Below are 21,005 nucleotides of genomic sequence, written 5' to 3'. Positions count from 1 at the left end.
CCGCAGGGCGGCCGGTTCACCAACCGGGAGGCCTGCGCCTCCCGGTTCTCACTTTACCGCCAATGAAAGCACACCATGGCAGAGACACCAAGCGGCCGCGCCGCCGTCGAGAGATTGTCGGACAGTAAGAGAATCCCGATTGCCGGTGCCTCAGCCCTCGGCCTCAGCACCGGCCTGAAGCGCGCGGTGCGGCCATGATGCAGCTGACCAGCGGTCAGCGCCTGCCGCTCGCCCAATTGCTCGACGGACCGTTTTGCATCGGTGTGCGCGCGTGCGGCCTGAGGCTGGACGTGGCCTGCTTCGGCCTGGACGGCGCAGGCGTCCTCAGTGACGAGCGCTACATGACCTTCTTCAACCAGCCGCTCAGCCCTTGCGGCGCGGTGCGGCTGAGTGCGGAGGCGGGCGCCGTCGCGGCCTTCGCCTTCGACCTAGCGCGCCTGCCGGCCGGCGTCGATCAGCTGGTCCTGACCGCCAGCGTGGACGGCGAGGGCGGCATGGCCGGCCTAGACAGCGGCGAGTTGTACCTGCGCGGCGCGGCCGGCGAGGTGGCCAATTTCGCCTTCAAAGGGGCGGATTTTACCGTTGAGCGCGCGCTGATGCTGGCGCGGCTGTATCGCAAGGACGGGACATGGCGGCTGATGGCCATCGGCCAAGGCTTTGCCGGCGGCCTGCCGGCGCTGGTGGCGCACTTTGGCGCCGCCGTCGCGGCCGATGCGCCTGCCGCCGTGCCCGCCGCCGCGCCGCCGGCCGCCGTGTCGCTGGAGAAGCGGGTGGCGCGCGAAGCGCCGCAACTGGTCAGTTTGCTCAAGCACGCCGGCGTCTCCTTGCGCAAGGTCGGTTTGCAGCAGCACCGTGCCCGGGTGGCGCTGGTGCTGGACATTTCCGGCTCGATGTCCGGCCTGTACCGCCAGGGGCTGGTGCAGCGTTTCGCCGAGCGCATCCTGGCGCTCGGCTGTCAGTTCGACGACGACGGCGCCATTGACGTCTTCCTGTTCGGCGCCCAGGTGCACCAGCCTGTGCCGATGGGCCTGGGCAACGCCAGCAACTATGTGCAGGGTGTGCTGGCGGCCCATCCGCTGGAGGGCGACACGCGCTACGGCCGGGCGATGGCGGGGGTGCGCCGCCACTACTTCCCCGACGCCGACGGCGGCGAGCGCAGCCGTCCGGTAAAGGCGGCGTTGCCGGTGTATGTGATGTTCGTCACCGACGGCGGCACCTCCGACCAGGCGCTGAGCGAGAAGCAGCTGCGCTGGGCCAGCCGCGAACCGATCTTCTGGCAGTTCATGGGCATCGGCAAGGGCCGCAAGTCGCGCAGCAAGCGCCTGGCCGCCTTCGCCGACTCCGATTTTCCCTTCCTGGAAAAGCTCGACGAGCTGGACGGGCGCCTGATCGACAACGCGAATTATTTTTCCGTCGCCTCGCCCGACGAGCACGCCGACGACGAGCTCTACGACCTGTTGATGACGGAGTACCCGGGCTGGCTCAAGCTGGCCCGGCAGAACGGCCTGCTCGATTGAGCGGGCCTGGACCACACTTTTTGAGGGAGGGCAGCGATGCCTGAATTTACCGTAACCGGGGACGTCGATCCCTTCCTGCACGTCAGCCTGCGCCAGGGCGAGAAGATCTATTGCGAGTCGGATGCCATGGTGATGATGGAGTCTACGCTCGACCTGAAGGGCAAGATGACCGGCGGCGTGATGGGTTCCATCATGCGCCGCATGGCCAACGGCGAGTCCTTCTTCCAGCAGCACATCAGCGCCGTGCGCGGCGCTGGCGACTGCCTGCTGTCGCCAACGCTGCCCGGCGCGGTGCAGATCGTCGACGTCGGCGCGCGCCAATACCTGCTCAACGACGGCACCTTCGTCGCCGCCAGCGATGGCGTCGAGATGAAGACGCGCACGCAAAGCATTTCCAACGCCCTGTTCGCGCAGTCGGGCGGCTTCTTCATCATGGAGACCACCGGCCAGGGCCAGATCGCCGTGTCCGGCTTCGGCTCGATGTTCAAGCTCGACGTCAGCCCCGGCAAGGACGTGGTGATCGACAATTCGCACGTGGTCTGCTGGGACAAGAGCCTGTCCTACGAGGTGTCGGTGACGACCTCGGGCGGCGGTGGCGGCCTGGGCGGCATGATCGGCAACCTGGTCAATAGCGTCACCAGCGGCGAGGGCGTCGTGCTGCGCTTCACCGGCAGCGGCTCGGTGCATGTTTGCTCGCGCAACCGCGACGCCTTCCTGGCCTGGGTCGCCAAGGGCAAGGGCGGCGCCGGCTAGGCCGGCGCACGAGTATCATGGGCGCCGGCCCGGCGACGGGCGCGGCGCGACAGAATTTTTCACGTTGGATCACAGGAGGATGGCATGAGCGTTAATTTGAGCAAGGGTCAGAAAATCTCGTTGGACAAGGAAGCCGGCACCGGCTTGGGCAAGATCATCATGGGCCTCGGCTGGGACGCCGTGAAGTCGAAGGGTTTCCTTGGCTTCGGCCGCTCGGCGCCGGAGATTGACCTGGACGCCTCCTGCCTGCTGTTCGACGAGCAGGGCAGCCTGCTCGACACCGTCTGGTTCCGCCAGCTCGGCTCGCGCGACGGCTCGATCGTCCACACCGGCGACAACCGCACCGGCGCCGGCGACGGCGACGACGAGCAGATCGCCGTCGACCTGGGGCGCGTGCCGGCCAACGTCAAGAGCCTGGTGTTCACCGTCAACAGCTTCACCGGCCAGGACTTCTCGCAGATCGAGAACGCCACCTGCCGCCTGGTCGACGCCTCCAACAACAAGGAGGTGGCGCGCTTCAACCTGACCATGACCGGCGGCCACACCGCGCAGATCATGGCCAAGGTCTACCGCCACAACGGCGAGTGGAAGATGCACGCCATCGGCGAGGCCGGCAGCGGCCGTACCTTCAACGACCTGCTGCCGCAGATCACCCCGCACCTGTAAGGATATCGATGCAAGTTTGGCGAGTTTGGTTGAATAGTGCTTTTTCGTCGGTGGCGACGGCACTCAAGTTGATCCGCGAGGGCGACCTCGAGGGCCGTTTCCATACCATTTACAGCCACCCCCACGCCCATTCGGCGGCGGCCGGGGCGGCCGACGCCTTCCACGTCGAGCCGAGCGGGCTGGCGGCGGCCGAGTATGTCGACTGGTGCCTGGCCTTCTGCCGCGAGCAGCGGGTCGACGTGTTCATGCCGAGCAAGCACGCCGCCGTGCTGAGCGCGGCGCGCGGCCGCTTCCTCGAGCAGGGCACGCGCCTGCTCAGCGCGGCCCTGCCGGCGCAACTCGACCTGATCGACGACAAGGCCGCCTTCTACGCGGCGGTCGAGTTGCCGCAGGCGCCGGCGCCGCAGTTCCGCGAGTTCAGCGACATCGCCCAGTTCGACGCCGCCCACGCCGAGCTGCGCGCCCGCCACGACACGCTGTGTGTCAAGCCCTCGCGTTCGGTCTACGGCCTGGGCTTTGCCGTGCTCGACGAGCAGCGCAGCAGCGCCGCGCTGCTGCTGGCCGGCGCCAGCTACCGCATCGGCCTGGCCGACCTGCGCCGCGGCCTGGCCGAACTGGGCCAGTTCCGCAGCATGTTGCTGATGGAGTACCTCGACGGTCCCGAATACAGCGTCGACTGCGTCGGCGACGAAGGGCGCCTGGCCTGCATGGTGGCGCGCAAAAAGCTGCCGCAGCCCGGCCACGGCCAGCTGATCGACATGCGGCCCGACATCGTCGCCGCCTGCGCCAAGCTGGCCGCCGACTTCGGCCTGAACGGCATGTTCAACGTCCAGTTCCGCGAGGGCCGCGACGGCCTGCGCCTGCTGGAGATCAATCCGCGCATGTCGGGCGGCATCGGCATGGCCTGCCTGGCCGGGCCGAACCTGCCCTACATCGCGCTGCGCGGCTTCGTCGACGGCCACGCCGGGCTGGTGCCGGCGGCGGTGCGCGACGGCATGCGCGTCGGTGAACAGGGCTGCGCCCTGGAGCTGGCATGAGCGGCGCCGTGGACGGCGCCGCGAGCGCTGCCGCGCCGCACGCCGGCAGCTGGCAGGTGGAGCTGCCGACCGGCACGCTGCAACTGCGCGTCGACAGCAGCGAGTTCGCGCCCGACAGCCTGCTCGGCTACGCCGCGCGCGACAACGCCAAGCGCGGCTTCCTCTTCCTCAGCAAGGTGCTGGGCAAGCACTGGCCGGTGACGCCGCAGCGCATGGCGCAGATCCACGCCAGCCTGGCCGCCGGCGTGCCCGAGCTGCCCGGTCCGGTGGTGTTCATCTCGCTGGCCGAGACCGGCATCGGCCTGGGCCAGGGCGTGTTCGAGGCCTGGCAGCGCGACCATCCGGGCCAGCCGGCGCTGTTCCTGCACACCACCCGCTACCGCGTCGGCGCCGCGCCGCTGATCGAGTTCGAGGAGGCGCACAGCCACGCGCCGCGCCAGTTCCTGCATTGGCCGGAGGACGAGGCCCAGCGCGCGCTGTTCACCGGCATGCGCTCGCTGGTGTTGATCGACGACGAGGCCAGCACCGGCAACACCTTCGTCAACCTGCTCAACGCCTGCCGCCAGGTGCAGCCGGACATCGCCCATTTGCATCTGGCGGTGATCACCAATTTCATGGGCGAGCAGGGCGGCGCCGCGCTGGCGCAGCGCTGCGGCCTGCCGCTCACCCTGGGCGCCTGCCTGCGCGGCGGCTACCAGTTCGCGCCGGGCGCGGTGGCCTCGAGCGCGGCGCCAGCGCAGCGCTTCGACGCCGACGCCGAGCGCGGCGCCAGCGCCAGCTTCGGCCGGCGCGGCCGCAGCGCGCCGCTGCGCCTGCCGGACGCGCTGGTGGAGCGCCTGGCGGCCGACATTGGCGCCGGCCAGAGTGTGCTGGTGCTGGGCACCGGCGAGTTCATGCACGCCGCCTATGTGCTGGGCGCCGCGCTGGCGCGCGACGGCGTCGACCTGGCGATCCAGTCGACCACCCGCTCGCCCATTTTGCGCTGGGGCGCGGTGGGGCAGGTGCTGGAGTTCGCCGACAACTACGGCGAGGGCGTGCCCAACTTCCTCTACAACGTCAGCCCCGGCCAGTACGACCACGTTTTCATCTGCCACGAGACGCCGCCCAACGCGGCGTTGTTCGAGCTTGCCGCGCTGCTCGACGCGCGTCTTTTCCATTTTATTAGTGAGGCCCTGGTTGAAGAAATTCCTGTTCGCTGATCTCGACGACACGCTGTTCCAATCGCTGGAGAAGTGTGTCGACCGCGACGACCTGCAAACGGCCGCCGTGCTCAAGGACGGCGTCGCCTGCTCCTTCAGCACGGCCGGCCAGCGCGCCCTGTTCGACTTCATGCAAGACGGTATGACGGTGATCCCGGCCACGGCGCGCAACCTGGACGCCTTCCGCCGCGTGCGGCTGGACTTCCACAGCTACGCCGTGATCAACTACGGCGGCGTGGTGCTGTTGCCCGACGGCAGCGCCGACCGCGACTGGCTGGAACGCATGCGTCCGCTGATGTTGGCGGCGCAGGAGGGCCTGGCCGAGCTGGCCGGCCTGGTCGACGCCTACGTGGCGGCGGCCGGCCAGCGCGGCCGCGCCCGCGTCATCGAGGACTTCTCCATCCCGTTCTACCTGGTGTTCAAGGACGCCGACAAGATCGCCGAACGGCTCGAGCCGATCGAGCGCGAGGTGGTGCGGCCGTGGCTGGAGGCGCGCGGCCACGACTACTTCATCCACCGCAACGGCAACAACCTGGCGGTGCTGCCCAACGCGCTCAACAAGTCGCACGCGGTGGCCTACGTAACCGAGCGCCTGCGCGCCGAGCACGGCGCGCTGCTCACCTTCGGCATGGGCGACAGCCGCTCCGACGCCCGCTTCATGGCCGCCTGCGACTACGCCATCGTGCCGCGCGGCAGCCAGCTGGCCGGGCTGGCCCTGGAGCCGCTATGAACGCCGCGATGAACTTCAGCGGCAGCTACCACGGCGACGACGTGCAGTTCCTGCTCAAGCCGCTGGCGCTGGCCTCCTTCGTCGACGTGCCGGACAAGGAGCGGCTGATCCAGTCCGGCCGGCGCCATTACAGCGAGATGCTGTCGCGCGAGTCGCTGCCGTCGGCGCGCTATCTGGAGGTGTTCCGCGCCGCCTGCGCCGCCAACCTGGAGCGCATGGCCGGCGACTGCCTGGCGCTGGCCGGCCTGATCGCCCAACGCCGCAGCGGCCCGGTGACGCTGGTGTCGCTGGCGCGCGCCGGCACGCCGGTCGGCGTGGTGCTCAAGCGTTTGCTGGGCGGGGTGTTCGGCCGCGAGACGGCGCACTATTCGCTGTCCATCATCCGCGACCGTGGCATCGACCAGGTGGCGCTGGAGTACATCCTGGCGCGCGGCCACGCCGCCGAGTCCATCGTCTTCGTCGACGGCTGGACCGGCAAGGGCGTCATCAGCGGCGAACTGCAGGCCAGCATGGCCGACTTCAACGCCAGCCACGGCTGCGCCATCGACAGCGGCCTGTACGTCCTGTCCGACCTGGCCGGGGTGGCCGCCTGCGCCGCCGCCCACGACGACTACCTGATCCCCTCGAGCATCCTCAACGCCACCGTCTCGGGCCTGGTCAGCCGCTCGATCCTGAACCAGTCCATCGGCCCGGCCGACTTCCACGGCTGCGTCTACTACGCCGAGTTCGAACCGCAGGACCAGTCGCGCGCGTTCGCCGACAGTCTGGTCGAGCGTGCGCTGGCGCTGGCGGCGGGCGAGGCGACAAGCGCTGCGGCAGTTGGCGCGCCTTTTGGCGCGACCCACGGCGCGAGCCGTGGCGCGGCAGGCGAGGCGGCTGCCCTGGCGGCCACCTTGGCGGCGCGCGACGAGGCGGCGCGGGTGTCGCGCCGCTACATGGCCGAGGCCATGCGCGAGCACGCCATCGCCGACCGCAACCTGATCAAGCCCGGCCTGGGCGAGGCCACCCGCGTGCTGCTGCGGCGCACGCCGGAACGCCTGATCGTGCGCGACGCGGCCAGCGCCGACGTCGCCCACCTGCTGGTGCTGGCACGTGAAAAGAACGTGCCGGTGCATATCGACCCCGAGCTGCCTTACCAGGCGGTCTCCATCATCAGGAATGTCTCAGATGGTTAAACCAATCGGGGCCTCGCTCTACGTGCCGGCCACCCACAAGCATTTGATGGAGGTGGCCAGCGGCACCCGGCTGGCCCATGTGCGTTCGCTCATCATGTGCACCGAGGACGCCGTCGCCGAGCGCGAGCTGAGCTACGCCATGTTCAACCTGTCGCTGGTGCTGGCGCATATGCCGGCGGCCAGCACGGCCGAGCGCTTCGTCCGCGTGCGCAACCAGGAGGTGATGGCGCGCGTGCTGGCCATGCCCGGCGCCGACAAGCTGACCGGCTTCGTCATCCCCAAGGCGACCCAGTACAACCTGGCCGCCTACTGCAAGCTGGTGCGCGACACCCGCCACGTGCTGATGCCGACGCTGGAGACGGCCGAGGTGTTCGACGACGACGAGATGCGCGCGCTGCGCCGGCTGATCGAGGCGCCCGGCATCCGCGAACGGGTGCTGGCGCTGCGTATCGGCGGCAACGACCTGCTGTCGCTGCTGGGCCTGCGCCGGCCGCGCAACATGACGCTGTACCGCACGCCGCTCGGCCCGGTGATCGCCCGCCTGGTGACCACCTTCCGGCCGCACGGCTTCGCCTTGACGGCGCCGGTGTTCGAGCATCTGGATCTGCCCGAGCTGCTCAGCGAGGAGGTGGCCGAGGACCTGGCCTACGGCATGGTCGGCAAGACCGCCATCCACCCCAGCCAGATCGCCGCCATCGAGAGCCACTACCGCGTCTCGGCCGGCGACCTGCGCGCCGCCGCCGCCATCCTGCATCCGGACAGCCCGGCGGTGTTCGCCATGGACCAGTCGATGTGCGAGGTGGCGACCCACCGCGCCTGGGCCGAGAGCACGCTGGCGCGCTCGCGCCTGTTCGGTTCCCATCCGGAGCAAAACCAGCTTCCCCCCACCGTCCTGAACAGCCCGCACTGAGCGGCGCTGCGGACGGTCCCCCCAACTTCGATAGGAACCTTCGTATGAAACAATTCTCGCGCGGACAAAAGAGCAAGCTCAGCGACCTCGATTGCGGCCTGTCCTTCAACGTCGACGTCGACCTGCGCATCGGCGGCGCGCTGGCCGACGTGTCCTGCTTCGGCCTCGACAGCGCCGAGCGCCTGTCCGACGACCGCTACATGGTGTTCTACAACCAGCTGGCCAGTCCGGGCGATGCGGTCACGCTGCGCCTCGGCGGCGAGCGGGTCAGCTTCGCCGTGAATCTGGCGGCGCTGCCCGAGTCGATCTGCAAGCTGGTGTTCACCGCCGCCATCGACGGCGGCGCCAGCATGCGCGCCATCAGCGGCGGCAGCGTGACGCTGGGCGGCGTGGCGCAGTTCGCCCTGGCCGGCGGCGACTTCCAGGACGAGAAGGCGGTCATCCTCGCCGAGGTGTACCGCAAGGACGGCGTGTGGCGCTTCGGCGCGGTGGGGCAGGGCTTCAACGGCGGCCTGGCGGCGCTGCTGGCGCATTTCGGCGGCAGCGAGAGCGGCGCCACCGCGCCGGCGCCGGCCGCCGTCCCCGCTGCGTCCCCGGCTGCGGCCCCCGCTGCGGCCCCGGCCCCGGCGGCCGCGCCGAAGGTGTCGCTGTCGAAGGTCACGCTGGAGAAGCGCGGCGACAAGATCTCGCTGGAGAAGACCTCGGCGGCCGGCTTCGGCCGCATCCACGTCAACCTGAACTGGAACCGCGCGGCCGGCGCCGCGCCGGTGGCGGCGGAAAAGCCGGGCTTCTTCGCCCGCCTGACCGGCGCGGGCGCGGGCGCGCCGCGCGGCATCGACCTGGACCTGGGCTGCATGTTCGAGATGGCCGACGGCACGCCCGGCGTGGTACAGGCGCTGGGCGGTAGCTTCGGCGACTTCGCCGGCAGGCCCTACATCCAATTGGCCGCCGACGACCGCACCGGTGCCTCGGTGGACGGCGAGAACCTGAGCATCAACGGCGCCCATTTCGGCGAGATCAAGCGGGCGCTGATCTTCGCCTTCATCTACGAGGGCGTGGCGAACTGGGCCGCCACCGACGGCGTGGTCACCGTCAACGTGCCCGACCAGCCGCCCATCGAGGTGCGCCTGGACCAGGGCGGCGACCAGATGATGTGCGCCATCGCCATGTTGGAGAACGTCGGCGGCAAGCTGCAGGTGACCAAGCTGGTCGACTACATCGTGCCGCAGGGGCGCACGACCCTGCACGAGCTGATGGACCGCAAATACAGCTTCGGCCTGCGCTGGGCAGCCGGCAGCAAGGACTAGGCGGCGGCTTCAACCCCGACAACTTAGGGGTCTGACCCCCTTACGGGGTCAGACCCCGGCTTCGGCGTCCCGGGTTGGGGGGCAATGAAAAAGAGCCTGACGCGGCGACGCGTCAGGCTCTTTTAGTTGGCGCTCCCGGTCGGGGGCTTAGCGATCGTGGCGGCGATGGTGGTGGTGGCGGCCGCCCTCGTAATAGTAGTTGTCGCGGCCACGGTACTCGCGCACCTCGCGGTATTCGCGGTAGTAGGGGCGGGCCGGCTCGACGTAGACCACCTGTGGCGGCGCGTAGTAGCGCGGCGGCGGCGCATAGTAGACCGGCGCCGGTTCGTAGTAGGTCGGCGCCGACTGGTAGACGCGGGTTTCGACATAGCGGCTGTCGCGGCGGTTGTCGCGGCGGTAGGAGCGGTCGTCGCTGTTGATGCTGTTGCCAACGGCGGCGCCGATCAGGCCGCCGACGATGGCGCCGTCGCGGCCGCCGCTGTTATGGCCGATGGCCGCGCCGACGATGGCGCCGGCGGCGGTGTTGAAGTCGCGGTCGCTTGCCTGCGCGCTGGTCGACACGGCGGCTGCGGCCAGCATCACCACGGCCAGGATTTTTTTGCTCATTTTGTTCAACATGGCGTTGTCTCCTGCTCGGCCCCGGATCGGAATGATCCGCGCGGCCCTGATATGAGTGTCACTATATCGCCCGGCCGGGAAATCGCCACGCCATATACATATTCTTACATTCGGGCGAGCATGCTGAGCGGTGCGTGCAGGCGCTCCCACTCGGGCCGCAGCAGGCTGTGCACGCTGACGTCGCAATAGTGGCCGTTGATGAAGAAGGCCTGGCGCAGCAGGCCCTCGGGCTGGAAGCCGCATTTTTCGGCGACGCGCACCGAGGCGATGTTCTCCGGCGCGGTCAGCAGTTCGAGCCGGTGGTACTGGTAGACGCGGAACAGGTGGTCGACCAGCAGCCGGGTCGCCTCGCTGACGTAGCCGCGCCCGGCCAGCGCCGCGTCGAACAGGCGGTAGCCGATCTCGCGGCAGATCGGCGTGCGGCTCTTGAAGTGGGTGATGACGCCGACGATGTGGTGGGCGCGGTCCTCGATGACGAACAATTCGCTGTCCTCGGTGACGAAGCCGGTCTGCAGGAACTCCTTGCGCATCTGCTCGGGCGACTTGAAGTGGCTGGAGAAGTGGTCGCCGCGCGAGGGCAGGTCGTTGACCAGGGCGATGAAGGTGTTCAGGTCGGCGGTCAGCAAGTGGCGGACGGTGCACAGTGGTCCCTTGAGCATATGCGCTTCCTTTCTGCGGAGGGAAACCCATGGTAATGCAGTCGCGGCGACAAATCAAACGCGCCGGTGCCTGCGTTTTTAGAAGTTTCTGCACAAGATAGCCAAATGCGCTATCGTAACAATCCGGCACCATCCTCGTCGGTGGAAAAACCGCCGGCGAACTACTTCGCCCGCCCGCATTCTTGTCAAGGATCCGCATGAAACCTGTGTTGAACAAGCCGCTGTTGCGCCAGCCCGTGCTGGCCGCCCTGATCACCTGCCTGCTGAACGCCGGCGCCCACGCCGCCGCGCCGGCCAACGACGCCGCCACCCTGGGCAGCATCCGCGACACGGCGATGCAGAGCGACTGGGCCTACCAGCGCCTGGCCGACCTGACCGACCTGGTCGGCCCGCGCCTGTCCGGCTCGGCCGGCGCGGCGGCGGCGGTCGAGCAGGTGGCGGCGGCGTTGCGCAAGCTGGGCGCGACCGTCACCCTGCAACCGGTCAAGGTGCCGCACTGGGTGCGCGGCGCCGAGACGGCCGAGTTGGTCGACTACAGCGGCCGTCCGGCCGGTGTCAGCCAGCGCGTCGTGCTGACGGCGCTGGGCGGTTCCGGTGCCACGCCGGCCGCCGGCCTGACCGCGCCGGTGCTGGTGGTGCGCGACTTCGACGAGCTGAAGGCGCGCGCCGCCGAGGTCAAGGGCCGCATCGTGCTGTTCGACGTCGCCTTCGACCAGGAAATGGCCGAACGCGGCCTGGCCGGCCCGGCCTACGGACGCGGCTCGAACTACCGCTTCAACGGACCGAAGCTGGCGGCGCAGATGGGCGCGGCCGCCGCGCTGGTGCGCTCGGTCGGCGGCGCCGACTTCCGCATTCCCCACACCGGCGCCACCGGCTTGGTCGACGGCGCGCGCATCCCGGCCGCCGCCGTCACCAGCGAGGACGCCATGCTGATGAGCCGACTGGCCGCGCGCGGCCCGCTGAGCATGCACCTGACCTTGACGCCGCAGACCCTGGCCGACGCCGACAGCTTCAACGTCATCGCCGACCTGCCGGGCAGCGACAAGGCCGACGAGGTGGTGATCGTCTCCGGCCACCTGGACTCGTGGGACCTGGCCACCGGCGCCAACGACGACGGCGCCGGCGTGATGGGCGCGATGGGCGTCATCGAGACGCTGAAAAAACTCAAGCTGCAGCCGCGCCGCACCATCCGCATGATCGCCTGGATGAACGAGGAGAACGGCGGCCGTGGCGGCGCCGCCTATTTCGACGCCCACCAGGCCAGGCTGGACAAGCAGTTCGCCGCCATCGAGAGCGACTCCGGCGCCGGCCGCCCGTTCGGCGTGTTGGCCAGCGTCGGCCCGCGCGTGGAGAAGCTGTTCGCGCCCTTGCAGGCGGCGTTGCAGCCGATCGGCGCCAGCGCCTTCACCCGCCGCGACGTGCTCGGCGCCGGCGACCTGCACGCGCTGGAGACCGGCGGCGTGCCCAGCTTCGAGCCGCTGGTCGACAGCCACAGCTACTTCCACTACCACCACACGGCCGCCGACACGCTCGACAAGGTCGACCCGCAGAACCTGAAGCGGCACGTGGCGGTGCTGTCCTCGCTGACCTGGTATCTGGCCAACATGGACGAGCCGATCGGCCGCGCGCCCAAGCAGGACTAGGGCCGAACCTGGCGGCCGGCGGCACTCGGCCGGCGTTGCCGCGCTTTCGTGACCCGGCCCGGGCAAGGCGGGCGCGGAAACGGCGCCGCATCCTGTATCATCGAAGGCAGCAGTTGACTAGCCACCGCCAAGGAGAAGCAGATGGATCAAGGATCGAAAATTCACTACAAGGGCTGGGAAATCGTGCCGTTCGCCGCGCCCACCAGCGGTGACAAATGGACCGCCAGCTGCGACATCGAGCGCGCCGGGCCGGACGGCGTCGACGTGTTCGAGGGCGCCACCATGCAGTTCATCCGCGACAGCGAGGACGACGCCGTCGCCGCCGCCTGCGACGAGGCGATCCGCCAGATCGACAACATCATCGCCAATCCGCTGGTGCGGCTGGCCTGACACGTGGCACGGCCGGCCCGGCCGCGCATGGCCGGCCGTGCCGCCCCCGCCCGGGCGATTTCCCTCGCGAGATTGCTTTGACAACATTTCCGTGCCACCATACGCCATCCCCCCGGCGCCGCGTCCGCGTCGCGCCGGGTCCGCAAGCCCAGCCCCCATCCACTTCGCAAGGCAGCTCGATGACGATATTGCTACTCGGTTTGATTCTTTTCCTCGGCACGCACTCGGTGCGCATTGTCGCCGAGCCTTGGCGCCAGCGCCAACTGGCCCGGCAGGGCGAGGCCGCCTGGAAGGGCGTGATCAGCCTGCTGTCGCTGCTCGGCTTCGGCCTGATCATCTGGGGCTTCGGCCTGGCGCGCCAGGAGCCGGTGCAGCTGTGGCAGCCGCCGGTGTTCCTGCGCCACCTGAGCGCGCTGTTCATGCTGGCCTTCTTCGTGCTGCTGGCCGCCGCCTACGTGCCGCGCAACCGCATCAAGGCCGCCGTCCACCATCTGATGGTGCTGGGCACCAAGCTGTGGGCCTTCGGCCACCTGCTGGCCAACGGCATGCTGGCCGACGTGGTGCTGTTCGGCGCCTTCCTGTTGTGGGCGGTGCTGGACTTCCGCGCCGCGCGCCAGCGCGACCGCGCCGCCGGCACCACCTATCCGGCCGGCACGCTGGGCGGCACCCTGGCGACGCTCGCCGTCGGCCTGCTCGCCTTTGTCGTGTTCGCCTTCTGGTTGCATGGCGTGCTGATCGGCGTGCGGCCGTTCGCTTGAGCCAACGCCGATGTGGTGTTGCCTTAACTTTATGATATAGTTTAAATACCACTTTAAGCGGGCATTCCGCCCGCGCCCGGTGGCAACTGGCCGGATATGCCGGTGTGGCCGCATGCTTTTCCAGCCGAAATCGGACAGCCAGTCTTTCGATAAGGGATCAGCCAAATGAGTCCGCTACACATCCTCAAGCTACCGTTCTCCTCCTTGGACGGTTGGGTCAGCCTGCGCCAATCCCACCCCTCGGTGCTGGAAACCTTCTTCTTCCTGACCATGCCGTTTTCATTGATACCGCCGGCCATGCTGATCTACGCCGGCGCCCACCACGGCGCCATCTACCCGGTCACCGCGTCGGCGGCGCGCTGGCAGGAGGTGGCCATCGTCTTCTTCGTCATGGAGTTGTTGACGGTGCCGCTGGTGGCATGGCTGATCAAGCAGGTGGCGTCGGCGCACCAGATCAAGGTCGGCTTCCGCGACACCTTCCTGCTGGCAGCCGTGACGGCGATCCCGATGTGGCTGTCCGCCTTCGGCTTGGCCATTCCCAGCTTGTGGCCGAGTATCGCCATCCTCTGCCTCGGCATGGTGCTGGGCGGCTGCCTGCTGTTCCGTGGTTGCGACAGCTTCCTGCGCACCGGCGAGGAGCTGGAGGCGCAGGCGATCGCCGCCGAGGTCTTCGCCGGCGGTGCGCTGATGTGGGTGGCGCTGTGCGCCGCCGTGGTGCTGCAACTGATGAACGGCTGACGCCGCCGCCGCTGCCGCCGCCGAGCTCTATGTCGGCGCGCTGCCGCTGGCCGTATCGCTAATGAAAATGGCGCGGAAGTCGTTGACGTTGGTCAGCGTCGGCCCGGTGACGATCGAATCGCCGAGCGCCTGGAAGAAGCCGTGGCCGTCGTTGTTGTCCAGGCTGTCCTTGGGCCGCAGTCCCTGCGCCCAGGCGCGTTGCAGCGTGTCCGGCGCCAGGTAGGCGCCGGCGATCTCCTCCAGGCCGTCGACGCCGTCGGTGTCGCCGGCCAGCGCGTGGATGGCCGCTTGGCCGTCGAGCGCCACGCCCAGCGCGAGCAGGAACTCGACATTGCGGCCGCCCCGGCCGTCGCCGCGCACCGTCACCGTGGTCTCGCCGCCGGACAGCAGCACGCACGGCGGCGCGAACGGCTGGCCGCGCTGCGCCACCTGGAGCGCGATGCCGGCCATGACCTTGCCGACGTCGCGCGCCTCCCCTTCGATGCTGTCGCCGAGGATGTGTGGCGTGACGCCGGCCGCGCGCGCCACCTGCGCCGCCGCCTCCAGCGCCATCTGCGGCGTGGCGATCAGCTGCGTGGTGGTGTTGGCCAGGCGGGCGTCGCCCGGCTTGACGGACTCGCCGCGTCCGCTCTCGAGCACGGCGCGGATGCGCTCCGGCAGCGCGATGCCGTAGCGCCGCACGATGGCCAGCGCGTCGTCGCAGGTGCTGGCGTCGCCCACGGTGGGACCGGAGGCGATGTCGCCCGGCCGGTCGCCCGGCACGTCGGAAATCAACAGCGTGACCACCTTGGCAGGATGGCAGGCGGCGGCCAGCCGGCCGCCCTTGACGGCGGACAGGTGGCGCCGCACGCAGTTCATCTCGCCGATGCTGGCGCCGGACTTGAGCAGCGCGCGGTTGAGCGCCTGCTTGTCCTCCAGCGTGACGCCGGGCAGCGGCAGGGCCAGCAGGGCCGAGCCGCCGCCGGAGATCAGGCAGAGCACGGTGTCGTCGGCGCTCAGGCCGCCGACCAGGGCGAGGATGCGCTGCGCCGCGTCCATGCCGGCGGCGTCCGGCACCGGATGGGCCGCCTCGACGATGGTGATGCGCTGGCACGGCACCTTGTAGCCGTAGCGGGTCACCACCAGGCCGGACAGCGGGCCGGGCCAGTTGTCCTCGACGGCGCGCGCCATCGCCGCCGAGGCCTTGCCGGCGCCGATGACGACCAGGCGGCCGCGCGGCGGCGCCGGCAGGTGGGGCGGCACGCAATGGGCCGGCTGCGCCGCCTCGATGGCGGCGTGGAACATCGCCTGCAGCAGTTGGCGCGGCGGGGGGGGAGTGGACATGTTTGCGACTCTCAACGTGTTGCGGTTAAACGATTACCCAACTACCCCGCACGCCGATCCGCCACGGTCGGGGTCTGACCCCGGATGGGGTCAGACCCCTAGGTCTTGGGGGGGGGGCTGCCCAGGTTACTCGGCTGGCGTACGCCAGCGGCGTGCTGGCGGTCGCCGATCTTGTCCGGCATGCGCATCACCAGCACGGCGCCGAGGAACAGCACAGCGGAGAGTATATACAGTGCCAGGTCGGTGCTGCCGTTCTTGTCCTTGATCGAGCCAACCAAAAAGGGGCTGATGAAGCCGGCGATCTGACAAAATCGAAATTGTAAGCATTGCATGATTTACTAAAATACAATCATATGGCATTATCAAAATACGCCGGGTCACATACTTCGCATAGCTGATCCGCATATTCGGTAAAACCACATAGGAGTTGCACAATGGCACTGTCACCAAAACCAAATCTTCAGCTGGTCTACGTATCTGATATCGAACGTTCGACAGCCTTTTACAAGACCATCTTTGACGCGGAGCCCATATTCGCCAGCCCCCGCTACGTGGCGTTTTCGGCGGGGGGCGAGGCCCTATTTGGCATTTGGACTGGCGGCGCAAGCCCCGATGTCAACGCGCCGAGGTTTTCCGAGATCGGCATAATGCTGCCAACCGGAAAAGACGTGCAGAGCCTCTTCGAGGTATGGCGGCAGAACCCGGACATTAACATCACCCGCGAGCCATACACGGAAGTCTTCGGTCTGACCTTCCTCGCCGAAGACCCCGACGGCCACGTTATCCGCGTATGCCCGTTGGATTGATGTTGACGCAGCTGGCATCGTAGTGTTTGGAATGAATTCCCTGACTACGCCATGCTCATGCGAGCCGACCATATCCAATCGCAACGAGTGCGGATGATAATATCAGCAGCGCCCAGATCGGCGAGTAGGGAAAGACCGCCACGCCAAACAAGGCGGTGGCGGATAAGTAAAAACCGATGATTCTTAGTGTCTCGAGATCCGATACCGCAGCGGCGCGTATCGCCAGATGCCCGCATACGATGATGCCAGGTCCGAACAAGGTGAACCATGCCGCGACGCGACGTGTGTCATTGGTGGAAAAGGCACCAATAAAACCGTCCTGCAGCGCGGCGGCAAACGGCTGCCAGAAGCGGACGACTCCCATTCCTATATGAAGAATCCCAAGAATGGTTATTCCCCACGGGACCATTGTTTTCCAATTCCATTCCATTTCATTCTCCACAGTAGGCAACACGGACTAGCGCATGGACCGAGGGTGCGGCGTGCTGGATTTGTCGAACCCACCTATCCATACCCTAGAGTATGGAGCTATGGTAGTCGCGCGCTATTGATTTTGTCAATACCTTGAGGTATGGTTGTGCCATGGATGAACGATTGAACCGACAAGCATGGATCGACGCGGGCCTTGGCAAGCTAGCCGAGGAAGGGCCGCAGTCTCTCAAAGTGATGGGCATAGCGCAGCACCTGGGTGTGACGAAGGGGAGTTTTTACTGGCATTTTTCAGATTTGCAGGCATATAAAACGGAGGTCCTGCGAGCGTGGGAGGGGAAATACACGCTCGACGTGATGCAGCAGGCGAACGGCGTCGGTACCGATGCGCGGACGAGATTGCAATTTTTGCTGGGAACGACGTTTGGGCAGAGATCGGATTTGGGCTGTGCGATCCGGGCTTGGGCGCTGACTGACGAGCATGTCGCGCAGGTGCAGAATCGCGTGGACCAGGGCCGGCTTTCCTATGTAACGGAGCTGCTGCACGAGATAGGCTGGCCGGTGGACGACGCGGCGGCACTCGCCCAATTTTTATATTATGCGGTCATTGGGTATTCCCACACGGGACGGCAGGCCACTAGCGAACGGGACGTGGCGCTGTATCTGGCGATGTTGCTTAAGGTTCCCTAGGCCGGTCTCACCGGCTCGTCCAAGCGCCGGTAGCGCATGGTCCGGGCTGCGGGAGGCGACGCGAAACCCCGATTAGAATAACTCGTCCAGCTGCTCAAAGAACTCGCGTTTCGCCGGAGCGTCGGGCAGCCCTAGCCTAGCAAGAAAATCCGCAGCGGCGCTTGCCGATACTTCCTCGCGAAGGTTGCGGTGGATGAAAGTGATGTCCAACCAGCGGTCGGCACGTCCGCCACGCCCAAGGTCGATAAAATACAGCTCCTCGCGGGCATCGACAAACACATTGATGTCGCCCAGATCGCCATGGGAGAACACCAAGTCCTCGGGCGGAACCGTGGCCTTCAGGCGCGCCTGGAGGTCTGGGGGCGTGGCCAGTCCCGGCCATTGCAGCAGATCGTAGTCGTCCGCGACGAGGTCTTTACCCAGCAGATAATCCAACTCGCGCAGGCGCACCGACGTGCTGGAGTCGAAAGGGCAGTCGGCGACAGGGACGGACTGCACCAGGCGCACGGCCTCAAGGAAGAGGTCGCTCACAGCGCGGTCATTCGCCACGAGCAAGGACAGGGGAACACCGGGCACGGTACGGGTAATCATGTGTTCATAGCCCTCGTGCCGCGCGACGCAGACGAGCTCCGGCACTCTCAGCCGCCCGGAAAGCCAGCGCAATACGTCGGCCTCGCGCGCCACGCTGTAGCTGGTGGGCGCGTATTGCGGCGCGGAAGTCTTGAGGAAAAACACATCGTTTCCGCGCTGAAATCTATTGACCGGACAAGGGGATTCGCCGACCGCATCACGTCGTAGGGGCGCGTCGCCGATGAAGCGGGAGATCTCCGGTGGCAGGTGGAATGGCATCGCGTCCCCTATGGATTGCGGATTTGCTAATTCGATCAAATACAAACGTATCTTGTTGTTTCTACCGCTCAAAACCAACGACCGAGCTATAGTTATCGGTTGGCGTCGCGCTCTCGGCAACTAAACAGCTAGGGCAAATCGATTTAAGTCTTCCAGGTGGACGGATAAATACTCTTCGCCAGCGTTTAAACGCTCGAGCGCCTCAGTCATATTTTCCAAATAAATTTGTGGTTCGCCTATATTTTTTATTTGGTAAAAAATTTATGCTGGCACAAAATGCACGGAGTATAAAATGGCCGTTCCTGATCGATTTATGACTGTTGACTCAAGTAATAGGCGACAAGTGCGTTAGCGTGCCCATGCCCAATTTTGTGGTCGTTTTTGAGCCAAGCGACCATTTCCATGTGCTTCTTTCCACTCATTGTTTCTAGAAGACTCAGCCAATGTGTGACTGCGTATCCATACGTTTTTTCAATTGAAGGAAAGTACGAAGCTGGTCCTTTTAATTTTTCGCTATCGGCCATGGGTATCGAGCTCCTCGTTTCAAAATTGGGTTGAATTAAAATTTTTTGGTACTTGGTTTTGACGCCCACTCCGGCTTTGGACATGATGCGTGTCTGGTTGCAACTTCCCGGACCCGGTCGGTCGTAGAACTTTAACTTATTCTGCTTCCCGCGTCAGTCAAAATCGGCGGCGAAAGCCAGCGCAGTACATCGGCCTCGCACGTTATGCTATAGCTCGTGGACGAGTAGGGCGTCGCGGAAGTCTTGAGGAGAAATACTCGTTTCCTCGATGAAATCTATGACCTGAACAAGGAAACTCGGCGGCCGCATGACGTTGCGGGATGGCGTCGCCGATGAAGCGCGAAATGTCCGGTGGCAGGTGGGGGCATCGTATCCCTAACGTTTGCAAATCTGCTGAACTGAGGCCAGTCATACTGGCAGACGCGGCGGCACTCGCCCGATTTCTCTATTATGCGGTCATTGGTTTTTCCCACATGGGAGAGCTGGCGATAAGCGAACGTGACTTGGCGGTGTATCTGGCGATGTTTGCCAACGTTCCCTAGGTTGGGCCCTTTTCGATCCAATTTAACGACTGAGCTGTACTTGCCGGCTGGCATCACGCTCGCGGCAACTTAACGATGCATATTGGGCGCGAGGAAATTTGGTTTTGATGTTGACGCTTTCCAATTCCGCCTGAATATTTACGTTATTTGTGAACGTGCATTTATTTCTGGCTGCGAAATTCTCAAATTTTTTCGAGCTGCTAGATATCTTTACAGTCACACCCATCCCAGGGCTAACACAGCACCCGATATACCTTGAAATATATTCTTCTTCGATCACAATCAGTTCGTGCCCCATGAACATTGCAGGCTTTTTCAAGATGTAATAGTCCGTATAGTCGGCTCTTTGATTTGGCTTCCTATTGACGAAACCTTCCTTCATGTATGATCGAATGGTTTCTCTTGAATCTCCAACTCTTTCGGTTGTGCCTTTTTTTAATGAAAGGGAAATGGATAACCGTTTTTCGAGATCCTGCGTGTTAGATGCTGATGAAATGGTTAAAAAAGAAGAAAGCAGGATGAGCGCAAAAATACTGCGCACATTAGAATATTTACTCATGTATTTTCATTTCTCCGTTGAGTAAATTGGGGAGACATCGGTTTGCCGCCCCCCCCCCTGTATTCACAGCCCCTGTGCCTTCAGGGCCTCAATCTCCGCGTCGCCATCATCGACCAAGCGTTCGCCGCCGGGGAACTTGCCCAGGCCGAGGGTGCGGCCCATCGACAGCAGCAAACTCTGTCCCGGGGCGGTGCGCTCGGGCACCAACTGGTAGACCGGGTCGGCGAAGGCCGCCGCCGGGGTGGTGATGGTCCAGCCCATCTGCTTGAACTGGGCGATCACGTCGTCCAGCCACAGGGCGTTGATCAGGTTGTGGTGCATCAGCATCACCTGGGCGATGTCGCGGCCCTGCAATTGCTGCGACAGGGCGCGGTAGGCGAGGGCGCGCTGGCGCACGTGGGCCAGGTAGGCTTGCTTGATCGGCGCCAGGTCGGCTTGCGGATTTTTTGTCAGCACCTCCTGCAGCTTCTCGTCGAGGCGCCAGTCGCTGGTGTCCAGGCTGACGTAGGCGTTGCGGTAGCCTTGCTGTTGTAGGAAGGCGCGCATGCCGTCGCGCTTCTCCGGGGTGTTGCCCTCGCGCAGGAAGGTGTAGCGATACCATTTCTGGTAGCCGGGCAGGGTCTTGATGATGGCGTCGCAGTCGAGGATTTCTTGCTGGTACTGCGCCAGGCTGAGCTTGGCGTTGTGCAGGTCCGGATGGCTCATCGTGTGGTTGCCGATGGCGTGGCCGGCCTGGCCCCAGGCCTTGGCCAGGGCGTAGCCGGCCGGCTTGTCGGCGCCGAAACCGGCGGTGACGAACAGTGCGGCCTGCACCTTGTGCTTGGCCAAGGCGGCGAGCATGGCGTCGTTGCGCTGCTGCGGCGTCAGGCGCGGGGTGTCGGCCAGGTTGGGACCGTCGTCGAAGGTGAAGGCGAGCGATTGCGCCAGCGCCAGCGGAGCGGCAGCCAGGCCGATGGTCAGGCCGATGCCCAGGGCGGCGGCGCGGAGGCGGCGGAGGGTTTGCTGCGCGTGTGATTTCATCATGTGCAATATTGCTCGTTTTGGAAGACCAATTATTGCACAGGAAAAATTTCCACGACGGCGAGTCTTGTTTTTCAGGCAAAATTTTATACGGCGGCAGAGGCTTTGGCCGTCGCCGGCTGGGCAAATTCTATCGTTCTGAGCAACTCTTATGATATAAATG

Annotated in this window: 25 protein-coding genes; 16 read left to right on the top strand and 9 right to left on the bottom strand. The window is 65.9% G+C overall.

The window, feature by feature from the left end; all coding sequences use genetic code 11:
- Positions 1-194: 194 nt before the first annotated feature.
- The 9 genes from BM252_RS25840 (at position 195) to BM252_RS25800 (ending at position 9,294) form a co-directional block, all read left to right on the top strand.
- Positions 195-1,517, top strand: a complete 1,323-nt coding sequence (locus BM252_RS25840) for a VWA domain-containing protein (protein ID WP_093390546.1) — start codon at positions 195-197, stop codon at positions 1,515-1,517.
- 36 nt (positions 1,518-1,553) lie between these two features.
- A complete protein-coding gene (locus tag BM252_RS25835; protein WP_093390545.1) occupies positions 1,554-2,270 on the top strand; it encodes a TIGR00266 family protein in 717 nt (238 codons plus the stop codon).
- A gap of 84 nt (positions 2,271-2,354) precedes the next feature.
- Positions 2,355-2,936, top strand: a complete 582-nt coding sequence (locus BM252_RS25830; RefSeq protein WP_093390544.1) for a TerD family protein — start codon at positions 2,355-2,357, stop codon at positions 2,934-2,936.
- A gap of 29 nt (positions 2,937-2,965) precedes the next feature.
- The gene (locus BM252_RS25825; RefSeq protein WP_245774451.1) at positions 2,966-3,973 is read left to right on the top strand and encodes an ATP-grasp domain-containing protein; all 1,008 of its coding nucleotides are present in this window, start codon (positions 2,966-2,968) and stop codon (positions 3,971-3,973) included.
- A complete protein-coding gene (locus BM252_RS25820; RefSeq protein ID WP_093390542.1) occupies positions 3,970-5,172 on the top strand; it encodes a phosphoribosyltransferase domain-containing protein in 1,203 nt (400 codons plus the stop codon). Before BM252_RS25825 ends, BM252_RS25820 begins: the two co-directional genes overlap by 4 nt.
- The gene (locus BM252_RS25815; protein WP_093390541.1) at positions 5,150-5,902 is read left to right on the top strand and encodes an HAD family hydrolase; all 753 of its coding nucleotides are present in this window, start codon (positions 5,150-5,152) and stop codon (positions 5,900-5,902) included. The genes BM252_RS25820 and BM252_RS25815 overlap by 23 nt, the downstream gene beginning before the upstream one ends.
- Positions 5,899-7,077, top strand: a complete 1,179-nt coding sequence (locus tag BM252_RS25810; RefSeq protein ID WP_245774450.1) for a cysteine protease StiP family protein — start codon at positions 5,899-5,901, stop codon at positions 7,075-7,077. The genes BM252_RS25815 and BM252_RS25810 overlap by 4 nt, the downstream gene beginning before the upstream one ends.
- Entirely contained in the window at positions 7,070-7,987 is a 918-nt protein-coding gene (locus BM252_RS25805) for an HpcH/HpaI aldolase/citrate lyase family protein (RefSeq protein WP_093390540.1), read from the top strand. Before BM252_RS25810 ends, BM252_RS25805 begins: the two co-directional genes overlap by 8 nt.
- Before the next feature lie 44 nt (positions 7,988-8,031).
- Complete coding sequence (locus tag BM252_RS25800; protein WP_093390539.1) at positions 8,032-9,294, top strand: TerD family protein; 1,263 nt, start codon at positions 8,032-8,034, stop codon at positions 9,292-9,294.
- Between the two features lie 147 nt (positions 9,295-9,441).
- Here the strand turns inward: BM252_RS25800 and BM252_RS25795 are convergent, their stop codons facing one another.
- Together BM252_RS25795 and BM252_RS25790 are read right to left on the bottom strand one after the other, a co-directional pair.
- Positions 9,442-9,912: a glycine zipper 2TM domain-containing protein gene (locus BM252_RS25795; protein ID WP_139236753.1), complete on the bottom strand. Its 471-nt coding sequence runs from the start codon at positions 9,910-9,912 to the stop codon at positions 9,442-9,444.
- A 104-nt stretch (positions 9,913-10,016) separates the two neighbouring features.
- A complete protein-coding gene (locus tag BM252_RS25790) occupies positions 10,017-10,571 on the bottom strand; it encodes a GNAT family N-acetyltransferase (RefSeq protein WP_093390538.1) in 555 nt (184 codons plus the stop codon).
- Positions 10,572-10,768: 197 nt separating this feature from the next.
- On the opposite strand from BM252_RS25790, the gene BM252_RS25785 reads away from it, so the two are divergent.
- From BM252_RS25785 to BM252_RS25770, 4 genes are all read left to right on the top strand, one after another.
- Positions 10,769-12,214 (top strand): M20/M25/M40 family metallo-hydrolase, encoded by a 1,446-nt coding sequence (locus BM252_RS25785; protein ID WP_093390537.1) that lies wholly within the window; start codon positions 10,769-10,771, stop codon positions 12,212-12,214.
- Positions 12,215-12,355: 141 nt separating this feature from the next.
- Positions 12,356-12,604, top strand: coding sequence for a hypothetical protein (locus tag BM252_RS25780; protein ID WP_093390536.1), 249 nt, complete (start codon positions 12,356-12,358; stop codon positions 12,602-12,604).
- A gap of 179 nt (positions 12,605-12,783) precedes the next feature.
- Complete coding sequence (locus BM252_RS25775) at positions 12,784-13,362, top strand: NnrU family protein (RefSeq protein ID WP_093390535.1); 579 nt, start codon at positions 12,784-12,786, stop codon at positions 13,360-13,362.
- A 165-nt stretch (positions 13,363-13,527) separates the two neighbouring features.
- A complete protein-coding gene (locus tag BM252_RS25770; RefSeq protein WP_093390534.1) occupies positions 13,528-14,100 on the top strand; it encodes a Yip1 family protein in 573 nt (190 codons plus the stop codon).
- Between the two features lie 27 nt (positions 14,101-14,127).
- Here BM252_RS25770 and BM252_RS25765 read toward each other — a convergent pair whose 3' ends face one another.
- Together BM252_RS25765 and BM252_RS25760 are read right to left on the bottom strand one after the other, a co-directional pair.
- Positions 14,128-15,423 (bottom strand): glycerate kinase type-2 family protein, encoded by a 1,296-nt coding sequence (locus BM252_RS25765; protein ID WP_093390533.1) that lies wholly within the window; start codon positions 15,421-15,423, stop codon positions 14,128-14,130.
- A gap of 98 nt (positions 15,424-15,521) precedes the next feature.
- Complete coding sequence (locus BM252_RS25760; protein WP_174900690.1) at positions 15,522-15,755, bottom strand: hypothetical protein; 234 nt, start codon at positions 15,753-15,755, stop codon at positions 15,522-15,524.
- 102 nt (positions 15,756-15,857) lie between these two features.
- Here BM252_RS25760 and BM252_RS25755 point away from each other — a divergent pair, with 102 nt between their 5' ends.
- Positions 15,858-16,229: a VOC family protein gene (locus tag BM252_RS25755; RefSeq protein ID WP_093390532.1), complete on the top strand. Its 372-nt coding sequence runs from the start codon at positions 15,858-15,860 to the stop codon at positions 16,227-16,229.
- Between the two features lie 55 nt (positions 16,230-16,284).
- On the opposite strand, the gene BM252_RS25750 is transcribed toward BM252_RS25755, so the two are convergent.
- Positions 16,285-16,659, bottom strand: coding sequence for a DUF6463 family protein (locus tag BM252_RS25750; protein WP_139236752.1), 375 nt, complete (start codon positions 16,657-16,659; stop codon positions 16,285-16,287).
- A gap of 152 nt (positions 16,660-16,811) precedes the next feature.
- Here BM252_RS25750 and BM252_RS25745 point away from each other — a divergent pair, with 152 nt between their 5' ends.
- Positions 16,812-17,348 (top strand): TetR/AcrR family transcriptional regulator, encoded by a 537-nt coding sequence (locus tag BM252_RS25745; RefSeq protein WP_093390530.1) that lies wholly within the window; start codon positions 16,812-16,814, stop codon positions 17,346-17,348.
- Between the two features lie 72 nt (positions 17,349-17,420).
- On the opposite strand, the gene BM252_RS25740 is transcribed toward BM252_RS25745, so the two are convergent.
- On the bottom strand, positions 17,421-18,242 hold the full coding sequence (locus BM252_RS25740) for an APH(3') family aminoglycoside O-phosphotransferase (protein WP_245774449.1): 822 nt from the start codon (positions 18,240-18,242) through the stop codon (positions 17,421-17,423).
- A gap of 266 nt (positions 18,243-18,508) precedes the next feature.
- Positions 18,509-18,721, bottom strand: a complete 213-nt coding sequence (locus tag BM252_RS25735) for a DUF4287 domain-containing protein (RefSeq protein WP_093390528.1) — start codon at positions 18,719-18,721, stop codon at positions 18,509-18,511.
- Between the two features lie 332 nt (positions 18,722-19,053).
- Here BM252_RS25735 and BM252_RS30520 point away from each other — a divergent pair, with 332 nt between their 5' ends.
- On the top strand, positions 19,054-19,263 hold the full coding sequence (locus BM252_RS30520; RefSeq protein ID WP_139236751.1) for a hypothetical protein: 210 nt from the start codon (positions 19,054-19,056) through the stop codon (positions 19,261-19,263).
- A 22-nt stretch (positions 19,264-19,285) separates the two neighbouring features.
- Here BM252_RS30520 and BM252_RS30515 read toward each other — a convergent pair whose 3' ends face one another.
- Both BM252_RS30515 and BM252_RS25730 read right to left on the bottom strand, forming a co-directional pair.
- The gene (locus BM252_RS30515) at positions 19,286-19,822 is read right to left on the bottom strand and encodes a hypothetical protein (RefSeq protein ID WP_139236750.1); all 537 of its coding nucleotides are present in this window, start codon (positions 19,820-19,822) and stop codon (positions 19,286-19,288) included.
- Between the two features lie 63 nt (positions 19,823-19,885).
- On the bottom strand, positions 19,886-20,845 hold the full coding sequence (locus tag BM252_RS25730; protein ID WP_245774448.1) for a polysaccharide deacetylase family protein: 960 nt from the start codon (positions 20,843-20,845) through the stop codon (positions 19,886-19,888).
- Between the last annotated feature and the right edge of the window lie 160 nt (positions 20,846-21,005).

The organism is Rugamonas rubra (genome assembly GCF_900114705.1).
Classification (GTDB): Bacteria; Pseudomonadota; Gammaproteobacteria; order Burkholderiales; family Burkholderiaceae_D; genus Rugamonas; species Rugamonas rubra.
The sequence above is the reverse complement of the archived record's forward strand: the minus strand, read 5'-3'. Positions and strand labels throughout refer to the sequence as shown.